Source organism: Schumannella sp. GW821-FHT10F01 (genome assembly GCF_058809295.1).
The window spans coordinates 456,015-470,771 of sequence record NZ_JBXASM010000001.1; the positions used below are offsets into that span (position 1 = coordinate 456,015).

At 72.9% G+C, this 14,757-nt stretch carries 12 protein-coding genes; 4 read left to right on the forward strand and 8 right to left on the reverse strand.

Translation table 11 applies throughout. The features are described from left to right. Positions 1-8 precede the first annotated feature (8 nt). The 4 genes from AC1RSJ_RS02305 to AC1RSJ_RS02320 all read right to left on the reverse strand — a co-directional run bounded on the left by AC1RSJ_RS02305 (position 9) and on the right by AC1RSJ_RS02320 (position 5,792). A complete protein-coding gene (locus AC1RSJ_RS02305; RefSeq protein WP_493116705.1) occupies positions 9-875 on the reverse strand; it encodes a serine hydrolase domain-containing protein in 867 nt (288 codons plus the stop codon). 70 nt (positions 876-945) lie between these two features. After that, the gene (locus AC1RSJ_RS02310; RefSeq protein ID WP_493116706.1) at positions 946-2,298 is read right to left on the reverse strand and encodes an alpha-L-fucosidase; all 1,353 of its coding nucleotides are present in this window, start codon (positions 2,296-2,298) and stop codon (positions 946-948) included. A 21-nt stretch (positions 2,299-2,319) separates the two neighbouring features. Next, positions 2,320-4,128: an ABC transporter ATP-binding protein gene (locus tag AC1RSJ_RS02315; protein ID WP_493116707.1), complete on the reverse strand. Its 1,809-nt coding sequence runs from the start codon at positions 4,126-4,128 to the stop codon at positions 2,320-2,322. Continuing rightward, entirely contained in the window at positions 4,125-5,792 is a 1,668-nt protein-coding gene (locus tag AC1RSJ_RS02320; RefSeq protein ID WP_493116708.1) for an ABC transporter transmembrane domain-containing protein, read from the reverse strand. The genes AC1RSJ_RS02315 and AC1RSJ_RS02320 overlap by 4 nt, the downstream gene beginning before the upstream one ends. 175 nt (positions 5,793-5,967) lie before the next feature. Here AC1RSJ_RS02320 and AC1RSJ_RS02325 point away from each other — a divergent pair, with 175 nt between their 5' ends. The 4 genes from AC1RSJ_RS02325 to AC1RSJ_RS02340 all read left to right on the forward strand — a co-directional run bounded on the left by AC1RSJ_RS02325 (position 5,968) and on the right by AC1RSJ_RS02340 (position 9,274). Next, positions 5,968-7,131 (forward strand): MFS transporter, encoded by a 1,164-nt coding sequence (locus AC1RSJ_RS02325; protein ID WP_493116709.1) that lies wholly within the window; start codon positions 5,968-5,970, stop codon positions 7,129-7,131. A gap of 108 nt (positions 7,132-7,239) precedes the next feature. Further along, complete coding sequence (locus tag AC1RSJ_RS02330; protein WP_493116710.1) at positions 7,240-7,608, forward strand: ArsR/SmtB family transcription factor; 369 nt, start codon at positions 7,240-7,242, stop codon at positions 7,606-7,608. Continuing rightward, positions 7,605-8,108 (forward strand): SRPBCC family protein, encoded by a 504-nt coding sequence (locus tag AC1RSJ_RS02335; protein ID WP_493116711.1) that lies wholly within the window; start codon positions 7,605-7,607, stop codon positions 8,106-8,108. Before AC1RSJ_RS02330 ends, AC1RSJ_RS02335 begins: the two co-directional genes overlap by 4 nt. Positions 8,109-8,110: 2 nt before the next feature. Continuing rightward, positions 8,111-9,274 (forward strand): glycoside hydrolase family 99-like domain-containing protein, encoded by a 1,164-nt coding sequence (locus AC1RSJ_RS02340; RefSeq protein WP_493116712.1) that lies wholly within the window; start codon positions 8,111-8,113, stop codon positions 9,272-9,274. Between the two features lie 42 nt (positions 9,275-9,316). On the opposite strand, the gene AC1RSJ_RS02345 is transcribed toward AC1RSJ_RS02340, so the two are convergent. The 4 genes from AC1RSJ_RS02345 to AC1RSJ_RS02360 all read right to left on the reverse strand — a co-directional run bounded on the left by AC1RSJ_RS02345 (position 9,317) and on the right by AC1RSJ_RS02360 (position 14,749). Next, positions 9,317-10,819 (reverse strand): DUF4832 domain-containing protein, encoded by a 1,503-nt coding sequence (locus AC1RSJ_RS02345; RefSeq protein ID WP_493116713.1) that lies wholly within the window; start codon positions 10,817-10,819, stop codon positions 9,317-9,319. A 68-nt stretch (positions 10,820-10,887) separates the two neighbouring features. Continuing rightward, positions 10,888-12,384: a glycoside hydrolase family 36 protein gene (locus AC1RSJ_RS02350; protein ID WP_493116714.1), complete on the reverse strand. Its 1,497-nt coding sequence runs from the start codon at positions 12,382-12,384 to the stop codon at positions 10,888-10,890. A 90-nt stretch (positions 12,385-12,474) separates the two neighbouring features. After that, positions 12,475-13,809, reverse strand: a complete 1,335-nt coding sequence (locus AC1RSJ_RS02355) for an ABC transporter substrate-binding protein (RefSeq protein WP_493116715.1) — start codon at positions 13,807-13,809, stop codon at positions 12,475-12,477. Positions 13,810-13,867: 58 nt separating this feature from the next. Next, entirely contained in the window at positions 13,868-14,749 is an 882-nt protein-coding gene (locus tag AC1RSJ_RS02360) for a carbohydrate ABC transporter permease (protein WP_493116716.1), read from the reverse strand. Positions 14,750-14,757: the final 8 nt, after the last annotated feature.

Here is a 14,757-nt window from a genome sequence, read left to right on the forward strand (position 1 = left end):
CGGCGGCGTCAGCGGCCGCGGACGACCTCGAGCGCGAGCTCCGAGATGCGGTCCTCGAGCTCCTCCTCGTGGCCGGTGATGGTCACCGCCGTGTCGCCGTCAACGATCACGAACTGGCCGTAGCGGCCCTCGAAGCGCCAGCTGCCGGCCGGGCCGCCCCAGGTCGCGAGGCCGTAGCGGTCCATCGGCACGGGCCTGCCCGTCTCGACCCAGTCCGCGTGCATCCCGTCGATCCAGTCCGCGCTGACGAGCTGCCGGTCGCCGGCGCGGCCGCGATCGACCAGCACGTCGGCGATGCGGGCCAGCTCGCCGGTGCGGAGCTCGAGCCCGGTGCCGCCGATGATCCAGCCGAGCGGGCAGCGGTGCCACTGCGGGTTGTCGATGCCGAGCGGATCGAACAGCCGCGGCAGCAGCCAGTCGCGCACGTCGCCCACGATCGCGCCGAGCATCCGCATCGCGACGTAGGTGCTCGCATCCGAGTACTGGGTGACGCGCCCGGCCGACGGCCGCGACAGCATCTCGGCGGCGAGGTCGGGCCACGGCACCGGCTCGTGGCCGAACCACGCGAAGTCGATGCCGCTCGTCATCGTCAGCAGGTGGCGGAGGGTGACGGACTCGACGCCGTCGCCGAGCTCGAACCGCGGAAACGTCTCGCCCACGGTCCGGTCGAGGGTGAGCAGCCCCTCGTCGACGGCGATGCCGGTCGCGATCGCGCACACGCCCTTCGAGACGGAGTAGAGGTTCTCGCGGTCGTCGCTGCGCCAGCGGTGCACGGCGCGCTCGCCGCCGATCCGGATCTCGACGCCGTAGACGCCGAGCCGCTCGCGGTCCACGGCGGCGATGAACGACTCGAGAGCGGCGGACGCGGTCGTCATGATCCGATCCTCTCGACGCCGGGTGCTCGGCGACACGGGCTCCCGGCATCCTCGGAGACGGCGGGTGCGCTCATTCGAAGTCGACGGCGATCACATCCACCAGCGCGCCGGACGGCGCCGGGGCCGGGATGACGAGCTCGCCGAGCGGCTCCGCGCCCGGCATGCCTCCGCCGTTCGACGGCGTGTACTCGAGCGCGGCGCCGGTCGCGAGCAGCCGGACACCCGTGATCCGGCGCACCGGGAGGCCGCGCACGATCACCGACTCGACCGGTCGGGCGAGCAGGTGGAGGTAGAGCGTGCCAGGCCTCGCCGTGCTCGGACCGTAGTAGTCGACGCCGACCGTCGGGGCGACGCCGATGACGCTCTCCGCGTGCGCGTCCATCCAGCCGCCGATCTCGCCGAGGGTCTCGACCTGCGACTCGTTCAGACTGCCGTCGCCCTTCGGCCCGATGTTCAGCAGCAGGTTGCCGCCCCGGCTCGCGACCTCGATGAGCGTGGACACGAGCGAGCGCGAGCTCTTGCTGATGGTGTCGTCGGGGCGCCAGGCCCACATCTGCCCGATCGTGAGGCACAGCTCCCACGGACCCGACGGCGCGGTGAGCGGGAAGCCCTGCTCTGGCGTCGAGTAGTCGCCCTGGCCGGTGAGCCGGTCGTTGATGACGACGTCCGGCTGCAGCGACTTGATCATCGCGCGGAGGCCGGCGGTGTCCCACTCCTCCTCGGATCGCTCCCAGTCGCCGTCGAACCAGAGCAGGTCGATCGTGCCGTACCCGGTGAGGATCTCGGTCAGCTGCCCGCGGAGATACGCTAGATACCGCTGCCACTGCTCCGGCGTCGCACGGCGGTGCCGGTCGTCGGCGAACTCGGTGCCGGCGTACTCGGGCTGCCCCGCCCACGGCCAGTGCTCCTCCGCGTACGGGCGGTCCTCCATCGTGAAGGCCGGGTAGTCCTGATGGTTCCAGTCGGAGAGGCTGAAGTAGATGCCGACGCGGATGCCCTCGGCGCGCACGGCCTCGACGAACTCGCGGGTGACATCGCGGCCGAACGGCGAGTGCTCGATGCCGAAGTCGGAATACGCGGTGTGGAACATCGCGTACCCGGCATGGTGCCGTGCGGTGAAGACGACGTACCGCGCGCCGGCGCGCTTCGCCAGCCTTGCGAGCGCGACCGCGTCCCACTCGACCGGATCGAAGGTCGGCGCGGTGGCCTGGTACCCCTCGACCGTCACCGGATCCTCGACGCCGTCGGTGCCCGGGATGATCGACCGCCCCACGAGCGGCCAGGAGATCTCGATGCCCTGCTGGCTGGCCTGATCCCAGTGCACGAACAGGCCGAGCCCGGCCCCGAGGAACCACTCGCCGCCCGGCAGGTCGAAGTCCCGGGGCCGCACGAACGAATCGGTGCGGGGTCGGATCGCGTCCACGCGGCTCAGCCTAGAGGCGGCTCATCGCGCCCCGGGGGCGCCCGACCACGCAGACCAGAGGCGGGCGTACAGGCCGCCCTCCGCCAGCAGGGAGTCGTGGTCGCCGAGCTCGACGATCCGGCCGTGCGACATGACGGCGATGCGGTCGCAGGCGCGGGCCTGGGTCAGCCGGTGGGCCACGACGAGGGCGGTCCGGCCCTCGAGCAGCTGCACCGCGGCGCGCTCGAGCTCCCGCGATCCGGCGCTGTTCGCCTCCGCCGTCGCCTCGTCGAGCACGACGACGGGGGAGTCGCGCAGGGCGATGCGGGCGAGCGCGAGGTGCTGCTCGTGCGCGGGGGTGAGCGCGTGGCCGCCGGCCCCGACCACCGTGTCGAGCCCCTGCGGGAGCGCGCGCACCCAGACGTCCGCATCGACGGTCTCGAGCGCGCCCCAGAGTCGCGCGTCGTCCGCGGACGGGCGCGCGAGCAGCAGATCATCGCGCAGCGGCCCGGCGAACACGTGGCTCTCCTGCGACACGAGCGTGACGCTCTCACGCAGCTCGTCCGGATCGAGGTCGGTCACCCGGCGGACGGGGGCGGGTGATCCGGACCCGCCGCCGGCATCCGCGCCGGAGGTCAGCTCCACGTCGCCGGACGTCGCCGGGAACACGCCGGCGATGATCGCGGCGAGCGTCGTCTTGCCGGCGCCGCTCTCGCCCACGACGGCGAGCGAGGTGCCGGCCGGGATGTCGAGGTCGAGCCCGTGCAGCACCGGCCGGCCGTCGTCGTAGGCGTGCTCGACGCCCCGCACGCGGATGCCGACCGAGCGCGGCGCGGCATCCGGCTCGACCGACGGCGTGGCGGGCAGGGTGGCGACCCCGACGATGCGGGCGAGCGCGGCAGCGGCGCGCTGGATCTCGTCCACCGACATGAGCAGCCAGCCGAGCGGGCCGAACAGCCGGTGGAACAGCAGCGCGGACGCCGTGACCGCGCCGACGGTGGTCTCGCCGCCCGAGACGAGCAGGAAGCCGCAGCCGATGACGGCCGACAGGCCGACCCCCTCCGCGGCGTTCATGAACAGGCCGAACGTGGCGCCGAGCCGCTGCGTGCGGAGCCCGGTCTCGAGCGCGGAGGCGGACGACTCCTCGACGCGCCGCGACTGCAGCGCGCCCATGCCGTACGCGTAGACGGTCCGCCGCCCGTGCACCGACTCGAGCAGCGTGCGCGAGCGGCGCGATGCGCGGGCGCGCTCGGTCGAGTAGAGCGGTCCCGCCTTCGGCAGGTAGTAGCGCACGCCGATCGCGTAGACCGGCAGCACGGCGAGGAACGCGAGTCCGATGCGCCAGTCGAGGGAGACGAAGCCGGCGAGCGAGACGAGCACGGTCACGAGCGAGGTGACGACGCCCGAGATCACCGGGATGGAGAGCGTGAACAGCTCGATGTCCTCGGTGACGCGGGTGGCGACGTCGCCGGTGCCGGCGCGCTCGAGCAGGCGGGAGTCCATCCTGAGCGACCGCTCGACGACGAGCTCCCGGAGGTCGGCGGCGATGGCCGCGCCGAGCCGCTCGGTCTGCTGGAACGCCCAGCCGGTCGAGACGGCGGTGACGAGCACGGAGGCGCTCAGCGCGACGAGCAGCAGCGGCAGCCCGCCGAGCGAGCCGTCGCGGGAGACCGCCGCGACGACCTCGTCGACGACCCGGCCGAGCAGGATCGGCGTGGCGACGGTGGCGAGGGCCGCCACGATGGAGGCCGCGACGCTGGTCGCCAGCAGCCCGCGGTGCCGGCGGGCGGACTGCGCGACCGCGGCGGCGGTGGCCCGCCCGGAGGCGATCGGGAGCGCGTCGGCGGTCATCGCACCACCACCTCCCGATACGGCTCGAGCTCGAGCAGCTCGGCGTGCGGGGCGATCGTCGAGCTGCCGTCGGCGTCGACGAACAGCACGCGGTCGCAGCGGTCGAGGAGCAGCGGCGAGCTGGTGAACACGACCGTGCGGCGGATGCCCGCGCGCAGCTCGTGCAGGCCCGCGGCGATCTCGTCCTCGGTGACGGCGTCGACGGCCGACGTCGGATCGCGCAGGATCAGCACGGCCGGGTCGGCGTGCAGCGCGCGGGCGAGCGCGACCCGCTGCCGCTGCCCGCCGGAGAGGTTGACGCCGCGATCGAGCAGCTCGATCGCGGCGAGTGCCTCGCCCTCGCCCGCGCCGAGGTCGGCGAGATCGACGGCGGCGGCGCGAAGGGCGCGGTCGGCGCCGACCTCCGAGGTCCTGCCGGTGTCGAGGGCGTCCGCGAGCGAGCCGCCGAGCAGATGGACGGCGTGCGGCTCGGCCAGCACTGACGTGCGCCGGTCGGCCGCGCCCAGCTCGGACACGGGACGGCCGCCCAGCTGCGCGGTGCCGCGCTCGGGCGCGCGGGTGCCGGCGAGCACGTCGGCGAGCTCGTCGGCCGCGCGGCGGTCGGCCGTCACGACACCGAGCAGCTCGCCCGCGCCGACGGTGAGCGAGAGCGGCGCCGCGTCGGCATCCGCGACCCCGTCGAGCACGAGGTCGCCGTCGAGGCGCGTGCCGGCCGCGTCGTCGCGAGGCGGCTCGGCGCCGGCGGAGAGCAGCTCGGCGACGCGGCGGCTGCTCGCCCGCGAGATCGCGAGGTCGCGCACCGACCAGGTGATGTGGGTGAGCGGGTCCATGAGGAAGGCCGCCATGCCGATCACCGTGACGAGCTCGGCGAGCGTGATCGTGCCGGCGACCGCGTACTGCGCGGCGACGGCCGCGGTCAGCACGACGAGGATGCCGGTGGCCGCGCCGCTGACGCCGGTCACGACCGCGGTGGACGACGCGGCGCGGATCGTCGCGGCCAGGCTGACGCGGCTGGCGTCCCGGTACCGCTCCACGGCGACCGGCACGCCGCCGAAGCCGCGCAGCGAGCGGAGGCCCGCGAGCAGATCGGTGGCGACGGAGGCGGCGAGTCCGACCGCCTGCTGACGTGCGGTGAGGCGGCGCTCGAGGTACGGGCCGAGCAGCTGCACGATGACGACGAGCACCACGAGTGCGCCGAGCAGCCCGAACCCGAGCGTCAGGTCGATGCGGAGGAGCACGGTCGTCGCGACGCCGAGTCCGACCGTCGAGGCGACGAGGGCGCCCGCGGTCTCCATGACGGAGGTGGTCGCGCGCGTGTCGGAGCTCGTGATCGACAGCAGCTCGCCCGCGTGCCGACCCGAGGTGCCGGCCTCGCCGCCGAGGATGCGGCGCACGGCCTCGATGCGGAGCCGGTGCGCCTCGAGCAGCGCGGCGCGTCCGGTCAGGTAGCCGCCGAGGCCGCCGCCGAGGGCGAGCACCGCGAACAGCGCGAGGATGCCGACGATGCCGAGGATCGCCGCGGCGCCGTCGCCGGTCGCGACCGCCTGGCCGATCACGAGCCCGGCCGCCACGGGCACGAGCGCCTCGCAGATCTGGTGGACGATCCGGAACAGGTAGCCGGCGGCGAGCATCCGCCACCGCGCCCGGAACAGTCCGCGGATCACCGCACCGGCAGTCACGGTCGCACCACGCCCTCGTCTTCGAACTCGACACCTGCGACCGAGCCGAGCGCTCAGCAGATACGGCAACGCTAATCGCTCGGCGGGGCCGCTGGTGCGCGCGGGACCGCCGCCGTCGGATGCGGGCGTCACGTTCCGACCGTCCCGCTAGCGTCGGATGATGACCGCGAGCGCCCGGAGGACCGTCGTCGGCCTCGGCGCGATCGCCGTCGCCACCTTCGTCGCCGTCACGAGCGAGTTCCTGCCGGTCGGCGTGCTGCCGCAGCTGTCGTCGGGCCTCGAGGTCTCGACGGCGGTCGCCGGGCTCTCGGTGTCGGTGTTCGCGACGATCGTCGCGATCCTCGCCGTGCCGATGACCGCGCTCACCGAGCGCGTGCCGCGCACGACGCTGCTCGTCGCGGCGCTCGCCGGATACGCCGTCGCGAACACCCTCGCCGCGGTCGCACCGGACTTCGCGGTGCTCTGCATCGGCCGGGCGATCGGCGGCCTGTCGCACGCCGTCTTCTACTCGGTGGTGACCGCCTACGCGAGCGCCCTGGTCAGCCCCGAGCGGGTCGGGCGTGCGATGTCGGTCGCGTTCACGGGCGCCTCGCTCGGCATCGTGCTCGGCGTGCCGCTCACGGCGCTCATCGGCCAGCAGGCCGGATGGCGCGCCGCTTTCGCCGTCGTCGCGGTCGCGGCCGGGGCGCTCGCCGTGCTCGTGCTGGTGGCGGTGCCCCGCGTCGCGAGCCCGCCGCACGAGACGGGAGCGACGCGCTACCGGCGGGGGCGCGGGCTCGCCGGCGTGCTCGCGGCCGACATCCTCGTCTTCATCGGGCACTTCGCCGGCTACACCTACATCGCCCCGCTGCTCGGGCTCGCCGGCATCGCGGGCGGCGGCCTCAGCGGCGCGCTGCTCGTCTTCGGCATCGCCGGCTTCGGCGGCGTGCTCGTGGCCGGCGCGTTCGGCGACCGGCACCTGCGGGCGGCGTTCGCGGCCAGCGCCGCCGGCATCGCGGCGGCGCTGCTCCTGCTGCCGGTGATCGTCGAGAGCGTGCCCGCGACGCTGGTCGCCGCGGCGGTCTGGTCGCTCGCGTTCGGCGGCATCTCGCCGATGGTCGCGACCGCGGCGATCCGCACGGGCGCGGTGTCGACGTCGATGGCGGGTGCGGTCATCAACGCGACGGGCAATGCGGGCATCACGATCGGGTCGCTGCTCGGCGGCGGCGTGATCGCCGCGGACGCGCTGCCGGCCCTGCCGTTCGTCGGCGGCGGGATCGCGGCGGCCGGCGCGGTGCTGACGCTCCTGGTGCGCCGCGGGTTCCGGCGCGCTCCCGGCGCCTGACCGTCCCGCTGCCCGGCGATCCGAGATCCCGCCGTTGCGCGAACCCGGCGGCCTCATGCATACTTGCCTTACCGGCTAATTAGCCGGTAAAGAAACTAAGGAGATGGGATGGACGCGCTGAGTGCGACCTTCTCGGCTCTCGCCGATCCGACCCGGCGGGCGATGCTCGCGCGGCTCGCGGACGGCGATGCGACGGTCGGCGAGCTCGCCGCACCGCACGCGATGAGCCTGCCGTCGATCTCGAAGCACCTCAAGGTGCTCGAGACCGCCGGACTCGTCTCGAAGAGCCGCGACGCCCAGTGGCGGCTCTGCCGGCTGGAGTCGGAGCCGCTGGAGAGCGCCGACGCGTGGCTGGAGCCCTACCGCCGCTTCTTCACGACGCGGCTCGCCCGACTGGACCGCCAGCTGCGGGACGAGGCCGCCGCGGAGGCGGCCGCCGAGCACGACACCACCCCGACCGAGGAGGAAGAACGATGACCGACGAGACGACGACGACCGCGCGCAGCGGTTTCACCCTGAACTGGCGCTTCGACGCCCCGCGCACGCGGGTGTGGCGCGCCTGGACCGACCCCGCGCACCTCGGCTGGTTCTACAACGACGAGTTCCCGGCGCCGCCCGAGCCGATCGAGCTCGACCTCCGGGTCGGCGGGGCGTGGCGCCAGATGATGGTCTACAACGCCGACGAGCGGAAGTACGCGGGCGGCATCTACCGCCGCATCGAGCCCGAGTCGCTGCTGGAGTTCGCGTTCGGCGCCGTGGGCGGCTGGCCGGAGCTGGCGGACGGCGGGCTCGACGACGCGGCGATCGTGCGGGTCGCGCTCGACGAGTCGGACGGCGGCACCGGCCTCCGCCTCGACGTCGACCTGCCCGAGCGCATCGATCCGGCCTCCGTGCGCGACCTGCTCGCCGCGATGCGCGCCGGCTGGATCCAGACCGTCGACCGCCTCGCGTCCGAGCTCGGCGGCGGGCGGGTCTGACCGTGCCGCAGCGGCCGCGCGTCTCCGCCTACTGGTTCCCCGACTACCACCCGGATCCGCGCAATGCGGCCTGGTTCGGCGAGGGCTGGACCGAGTGGGACCTCGTCCGCGGTGCGCGGGCGAGGTTCCCCGGCCACCGGCAGCCGCGCGTCCCCGCGCTCGGCTACCAGGACGAGTCGCTGCCGGAGGTCGCGGCCGAGCACATCCGACTGGCCGCCGAGCACGGCATCGACGGGTTCGTCTTCGACACCTACTGGTACGACGACGGGCCTTACCTCGAGGGCGCGCTCGAGCGGGGCTTCCTCGCGGCGCCGAACTGCGGCGACGTCGAGTTCTCGATCATGTGGGCGAACCACGACCTCGTCGACATCTTCCCGTCCGCCGATCCGCACGCACCGCCGCGGACGCTGCAGCACGGGGCGATCGACCGGGCCGCGTTCGAGCGGTTCGCCGAGCACGTGCTCGCCGAGTACTTCCCCCGGCGGAACTACACGCGGATCGACGGCCGCCCGAGGTTCTCGATCTACGAGATCGGCCGGTTCGTCGAGGGCCTCGGCGGCGTCGACGCGGCCCGCGACGCGCTCGCCTGGTTCGACCGGCGCTCCCACGAGCTCGGCCTCGGCGGGGTGCACGTCGAGGCGGTGATCTGGGGCTTCGCGGTGCTGCCGACGGAGGTCGCGGTGCAGGATCCGAACGCGCTCATCGCCGAGCTCGGCATCCGCTCGGCGAGCTCGTACGTCTGGATCCACCACACGGATGTCGGGGTCGAGGACTTCCCGCTCGCGGCCACCTGGGACTCCGCACGGGCGAGCGCGTTCGCGGCGTACGAACGCTACGCCGACGAGCTCGACGTGCCGTTCTCCCCGAACGTGTCGGTCGGCTGGGACTCGAGCCCGCGGACCGATCAGGACCGGCCGTACCAGCGCGGCACCTACCCGTGGGGTCCGTCGTGGGCGCCGTCGGTCGAGGTGTTCGCCGCCGGTCTGCGGCAGGCGCTCGACTTCTGCGCCCGGCATCCGACGCCGCATCCGGAGATCACGATCAACGCCTGGAACGAGTGGACGGAGGGCTCGTACCTGCTGCCCGACACGGTCGACGGCACGGCGTACCTCGAGGCCATCCGGGACGTGCTCGGGATGGCGGGCGACGCGGAGCCCGCCGGCTGAGGAGGGCTGGCGCGCCTCCTCAGCCGGCGGGTCTGCGCCCAGCTACGCGTGGGCGCGCGGGCGGCAGCCTCCGCCGTGCCCGGGCTGGTGGTGCCCCGAGCCGGATCCGTGTGCGGGCCGCGCGGCCGTGACCTGCACCGGCCCGAGCGTGAGCCAGCCCGCGCGGACGCTGTCCTGCGCCGCGTTCGCGAAGCGGATCGGCGCGCCGCCGGGGAGCGGGTTCACGCCCTGCGCGAGCACGCGGTACGAGCCGACCGCGAGTCCGGACAGGTCGAGCGAGCCCGTGAACGTGACCGCGGCTCCGCTCGCGACGTCGGCCACGTGCCACGACGTGGTCGCGGTCCTCACGGCGGTGCCGCTCGCGTCCACGACCGCGAGCGCGATCGGCCAGTCGTAGTAGAACGGGGCGACGCCGAGATTCTGCACCGTGAGCCCGACGCCGACCGCGGAGGCCGTCGTCGACGCGGGCAGCTGCACCTGCGTCGCGCGGAAGGAGTAGCCGAGCGACCTCGAGCCGGCCAGCGCCGCCGGCTTGTCGGCCGCGGAGTAGCCGGTCGCGAACGCGTAGTGGTTCATCATCCAGCTGACGTGGGTCTCGGCGACGCTGCCCGGGAAGTCGTTGTCGCCGCCGTCCTCGAGCACCGGGCAGCCGGCGGTGCTGAAGATGCAGGGCTGCAGCTCGGGCCGCAGCTCGCCGCCGATCGACCGGGTCCTCCACTTGTCGAGCGCGCCGGCCGAGGCCATGTTGTCCATGAAGTGCCAGCCCAGCGAGCTCGCCTTCGTCTCGAGCGCGAACGAGTCGTCGTGGTAGCCGATCGGCAGGGCCGCGTTCGCCGTCGTCGGGTTGCGCACCTCGAGCTGAGTGGTGGGGAACGCGGCGACGAAATCGTCGAGCACCTCGGCCTGGGTCGCGTCGGAGGGCATCCAGTTCTCCGGCTGCGCGTCGCCGTTGTAGGGGTAGGTGTGCCACTCGCCCCAGAACCCGATGAGGCCGGCCTGGAGGAAGCCGATGCGCGGATCGCCGTCGTAGCGGGCGCCGAGCGCGGCGATGAAGGAATCGAGCGCGGCGCGGAGCGCCGGATCGTCGTAGTCGGGCGAGACGCTGATGCCGGCGTTGCCGTAGTCGTCGTAGGCGTGCGTGGCGAGCCCGCCGTCGAGCAGGTACTGCGGCACGCCGGTGGGCTCGCCGGGGTAGTCGAGGTAGAACCGCAGCGCGGTCTGGTGACCGCGGGCGGCGACCTCGTCGAGCGCGGCGTCGAAGCCCGTCCAGTCGAAGCTCGACGGGCCGGTCATCACCGAGTTCAGCGGGAAGTACGACCACTCCATCGTGTACGGGAACGCGGTGTAGGCGCCCGTGAATGGGATGAAGCCCTTGAGCGGGTTGGAGTCGGGCTCGTCGCCGGGGGCGAGGGCCGTCCATCCCGCGGCGGCCGTGGTGGTGTGGTGGGAGCCGGTCGGCGTCGACCGGGGGGATGCGATGGCCGGGCTGACGGCCGTCGCGATCATCGCGAGGGCTGCGACCGTGGCCGCGAGTGCGCGTTGCATGCTTCGCCTTTCCGTGTGGTGGGTGGTGCGGAAGGTCTCGGTGCCCCCGGCGCTCGGTGCCCCGGATCTCAGTGCTGGGGGATGGCGGCGGGCGCGGGCGCGCCGACGGCGGCGCGGAGATCCACCAGGCGGCCGTCGACGCGGTAGACGAACCGGTCGAGCCGCTCCACGACGGAGGTCTCGTCGAGCCATCGGCGCAGCTCGTCCCGCTCGTCCGGACGCAGCCAGGCGATCGGGTCGGACGTCGATCGGAACCCGAGGATCGCCGCCACGTCGCGAAGCTGCTGCCGCTGATCGGGGTCGAGCAGGTTCCGCTCGCTGCGGAAGTACACCGCGTCCGGGTCGAGCTCGTACAGCCCGCGCAGCCAGGCGCGGTTGATGCTCGCGTCGATCGAGTTGCGGGCCCCGACGCCGGACGGGTCGTCGGGCCCGTCGACGCCGTCCCAGTGCGGGCCGACGTCCGGGCCGACGCGGACGCCGTCGAAGACGCCGATCGAGGGGAGCATGGGCACCCCGCTGCCAAGCAGGTAGGTGGTCTCGCCGACCGCCTCGCGGATGAGCTGCGCCGCCTCGCGGTACACCTGCTCCCGCGGCAGGTCGACCGAGCGGACGCCGGCGACCGCCCCCGCGTAGAGGAAGTCGAGCTTGAGGTAGTCGAAGCCCCACTCGACCGCACGGCGGAGGGTGCCCGCGAGGTGGTCGCGGGCCTCCGGCAGCGTCGTGTCGAGCGAGAAGTAGCCCGAGCCCCAGTTGTGCCCGGTGACGAGCGGACGCCCCTCGCCGTCCTGCACGAGCAGGTCGGGCCGGGTGCGGGCGAGCTCGGAGTCGGGCAGCGCGATGAGCGGCGCGAGCCAGAGCCCGGCGCGGAAGCCGGCGTCGCGGATGCGGGAGGCCGTGGCGGCCATGCCGGACGGGAAGCCCGGTCCCGCCATCCAGTCGCCGACCCGCGGCTCCCAGCCGTCGTCGAGCTGCACGACGTCGAACGGGTAGCCGCGGAGGTCGTCGACCGTGCGCGCGATGAGACGCTCGTCGATGTCCTCGTAGAAGCAGTACCAGCTGCTCCAGACCTTGCCCGCGCGGGTGGAGCGCGAGCCGAGGCGCTCGCCGAGGTGCCGCACGTAGGCGGCGAACACCGTCTCCTCATCGCCGTAGGCGACGAACCACTCGGCCTGGTCGGCCTCCGAGCGGCCCCAGAGCGTCGCGACGTCCGCGCCGACGCGCGGGGTGCCGACGCCGAGCGAGCCGAGCAGCAGCACCTGCCCGTCCGGCCCCTGCAGCGCGCCGACCCCGGCGCCGCTGTGCGCCCAGGGCGTGTCGTTGCGGGCGTCGTCGGCGGTGAGCAGCCGGTCGGGGGAGTCCTTAATGCCGATGGTGCGTCCCGTGAGCCGCGCCCACCCGCTCGGGCTCCAGGAGTTCCAGCCGTGCCGGTAGAACTCGGTGTCGCCGAAGGGGTGGAGCATCGCGACCGGGCCGGCCGGCAGCAGCCAGCCGTCGTCGGTGCGCCGCGGGGCTCCGGCGGAGCTGACGGCGACCGCGAGCCGGTCGAAGGTGAGCACATCGGGCATGGCGGAGCGGTCCTCTCGGAGGAAGTGGATGGGGTGCCGGAGCAGGGCGGACGGGCGGAGGGGCCGGGTGTCCGGCCCCTCCGCCGGGCCTCACTTGAAGAGGCCGTTGACCTTGTCGTTCGCCTTCGTCAGCGCGTCCTTCGCATCGCCGCCGAGCGCGACGCTCTGGATCGCGTCCTGCACGATCTGGCTGATCTCGGTGCCGTGGTAGCTGATCGGGATGATGAAGGTGCCGTCCTCCGCCTGCTGCTCGTCGAGGAAGACCTGTGCGTCGAGGCCCTGCTCGGTGCGCACCTGTGCCGCCTTCTCGCCCGCGGTCTTGATGGCGGGGAAGACGACGCCGGTCGCGGCGACGGTGTTCTGGCAGTCGGCGGAGGCGAGGTACTCGACCCACTTCCAGGCCTCGTCCTTATGCTTCGACCCGCTGTAGATCGCGTCGGACAGGCCGTTGATGGCCGACTTGCGGCCCTCGGGTCCGATCGGCAGCGGCGCGAAGCCGTACTGGTCGACGACGTCCTTGTACTCGCCCATGTTGAACGAGCCGAGGGTCGTGATCGCGCCGCCGTTGTTCTTCAGAACCTCGGAGCGCGCCAGCGTCGACTGGGCGTCGAACTTCGGCGCGTAGCCCTTGCCGGAGAGGCCGGCCATCCACTCGATCGTCTCGACCAGCTTCGGGTCGGAGTAGTTGAACTTCTCGCCGAACGGGTTCTTGTCGGCGTAGGTCCAGCCGGTCGAGGCGGCGAGGTTGCCCCAGCCGTTCTGGCCCTGCGAGCCGTCCGCCCACTCCGGCAGGAAGCCGTAGGTCTTCACGTGGTCCTTGTCGAAGGCGGGGTCGAGCCCGTTGTGCCCGGCGTCGTCCACGGTGAGCTTCGCGATGGTCTCCTCGAAGGTGCCGCCGTCGTCCGGGTTCCAGGTCAGGTCGGAGAGCGCGGCCTCGTCGATGCCGGCGGCCGCGAGGTCGGCCTTGTTGTAGACCAGCCCGATCGTGTCCCAGTCCTTCGGCAGGCCGTAGCGCTTGTCGCCGACCTTCCAGAGGTCGGCGAGCCCGTCGACGTACTGACTGAAGTCGATGTCGGACTTGTCGACGTAGGGCTGGATGTCGACGATCTGCTCGTCCTTCACGAACTGCGGGTAGTACGAGACCTGGTCGGTCCAGACGTCCGGCGCGGTGCCGGCCGCGATCTGCGTGGTGAGGTTCGTCCAGTAGTCGCCCCAGGCGGACTGGCTGATCTTGACCGTGATGTCGGGGTTGGCCTTGTGGAAGTCGGCGGCGCACTGCTCGTAGGCGGGCTTCTGGGTGTCGTCCCACAGCCAGTACTGCAGGGTGACGGCGCCGCTCGAGCCGGAGCCGGCGGAGCAGGCGGACAGGGCGGCGACCAGGGCTGCGGCCGAGGTCGCGGCGACGATGCTGCGGATTCTTCTCATGGGTCGTGCCTTCTCTTGGTGGTGGTGTTCGGGGTGGTGGGTGGTGGGTGGTGCCGGGCTACTTGATGCCGGAGAAGTTCAGGGACTCGACGATGCGGCGGCCGAGGAAGAGCAGGATGACCACGACCGGGATGACGGAGAGCGTCGAGCCCGCCATGAGGCCGGTCCAGTCGGGCTGGGTGTTCGGCGACTGCTGCAGGTAGACGCCGAGCGCGACCGTGAGGGTGCGCACGCTGTCGTCCCGGCCGACGAGCAGCGGCCAGAGGTAGTCCTTCCAGGCCCACACGACCGTGATGAGGCCGATGGTGATGAGCGGGCCGCGGCTCATCGGCAGCGCGACCTGGAAGAAGACGCGGGCCGCGCCGGCGCCGTCGATCCGCGCCGCCTCCTCGACGTCGGCAGGGATGTTGAGGAAGAACTGGCGCAGGAAGAAGATCGCGAACGGCGTCATGAGCAGCGTCGGCGCCACCATCCCGGCCATCGTGCCGAGCACGCCGAGGTTGCGCACGATCACGAAGTTCGGCAGCAGCGTGAAGATGCCGGGCACCATGAGCGCGCTGATGAGGATGCTGAAGAGCAGGTTGCGACCCGGGAAGCGCAGCCGCGCGAACGCGTAGCCGGCCATGGCGCAGAAGAAGGTCTGGAAGGCCCCGATGAGCGCGCAGTAGACGACCGAGTTCCAGAGGTAGAGCGCGAAGTTGATCGTCGCGCCGGAGCCGCCCGCCGCCGCGTTCTCCTCCGGCGACACGAGTCCGAGCACCCGGGCGAAGTTGATGAGGGTGGGATGCGAGGGGAACAGCGCGCCGGAGTCGTGCACGATGTCGGCCGCCGGCGTGAGCGCGGACCGCACCATCCAGTAGAACGGGAACAGCGTCAGCACGAGCGCGACGATGAGGATGGTCCAGCCGACGACGCGGCCCGGGGTGATTCGCCTGGTCATGTCGTCCG

Coding starts and splice junctions, on each gene's coding strand:
- AC1RSJ_RS02360 (WP_493116716.1), bottom strand. CDS start 14,749: ATGACCAGGCGAATCACCCCGGGCCGCGTCGTCGGCTGGACCATCCTC.
- AC1RSJ_RS02325 (WP_493116709.1), top strand. CDS start 5,968: ATGACCGCGAGCGCCCGGAGGACCGTCGTCGGCCTCGGCGCGATCGCC.
- AC1RSJ_RS02305 (WP_493116705.1), bottom strand. CDS start 875: ATGACGACCGCGTCCGCCGCTCTCGAGTCGTTCATCGCCGCCGTGGAC.
- AC1RSJ_RS02345 (WP_493116713.1), bottom strand. CDS start 10,819: ATGCAACGCGCACTCGCGGCCACGGTCGCAGCCCTCGCGATGATCGCG.
- AC1RSJ_RS02355 (WP_493116715.1), bottom strand. CDS start 13,809: ATGAGAAGAATCCGCAGCATCGTCGCCGCGACCTCGGCCGCAGCCCTG.
- AC1RSJ_RS02350 (WP_493116714.1), bottom strand. CDS start 12,384: ATGCCCGATGTGCTCACCTTCGACCGGCTCGCGGTCGCCGTCAGCTCC.
- AC1RSJ_RS02335 (WP_493116711.1), top strand. CDS start 7,605: ATGACCGACGAGACGACGACGACCGCGCGCAGCGGTTTCACCCTGAAC.
- AC1RSJ_RS02330 (WP_493116710.1), top strand. CDS start 7,240: ATGGACGCGCTGAGTGCGACCTTCTCGGCTCTCGCCGATCCGACCCGG.
- AC1RSJ_RS02315 (WP_493116707.1), bottom strand. CDS start 4,128: ATGACCGCCGACGCGCTCCCGATCGCCTCCGGGCGGGCCACCGCCGCC.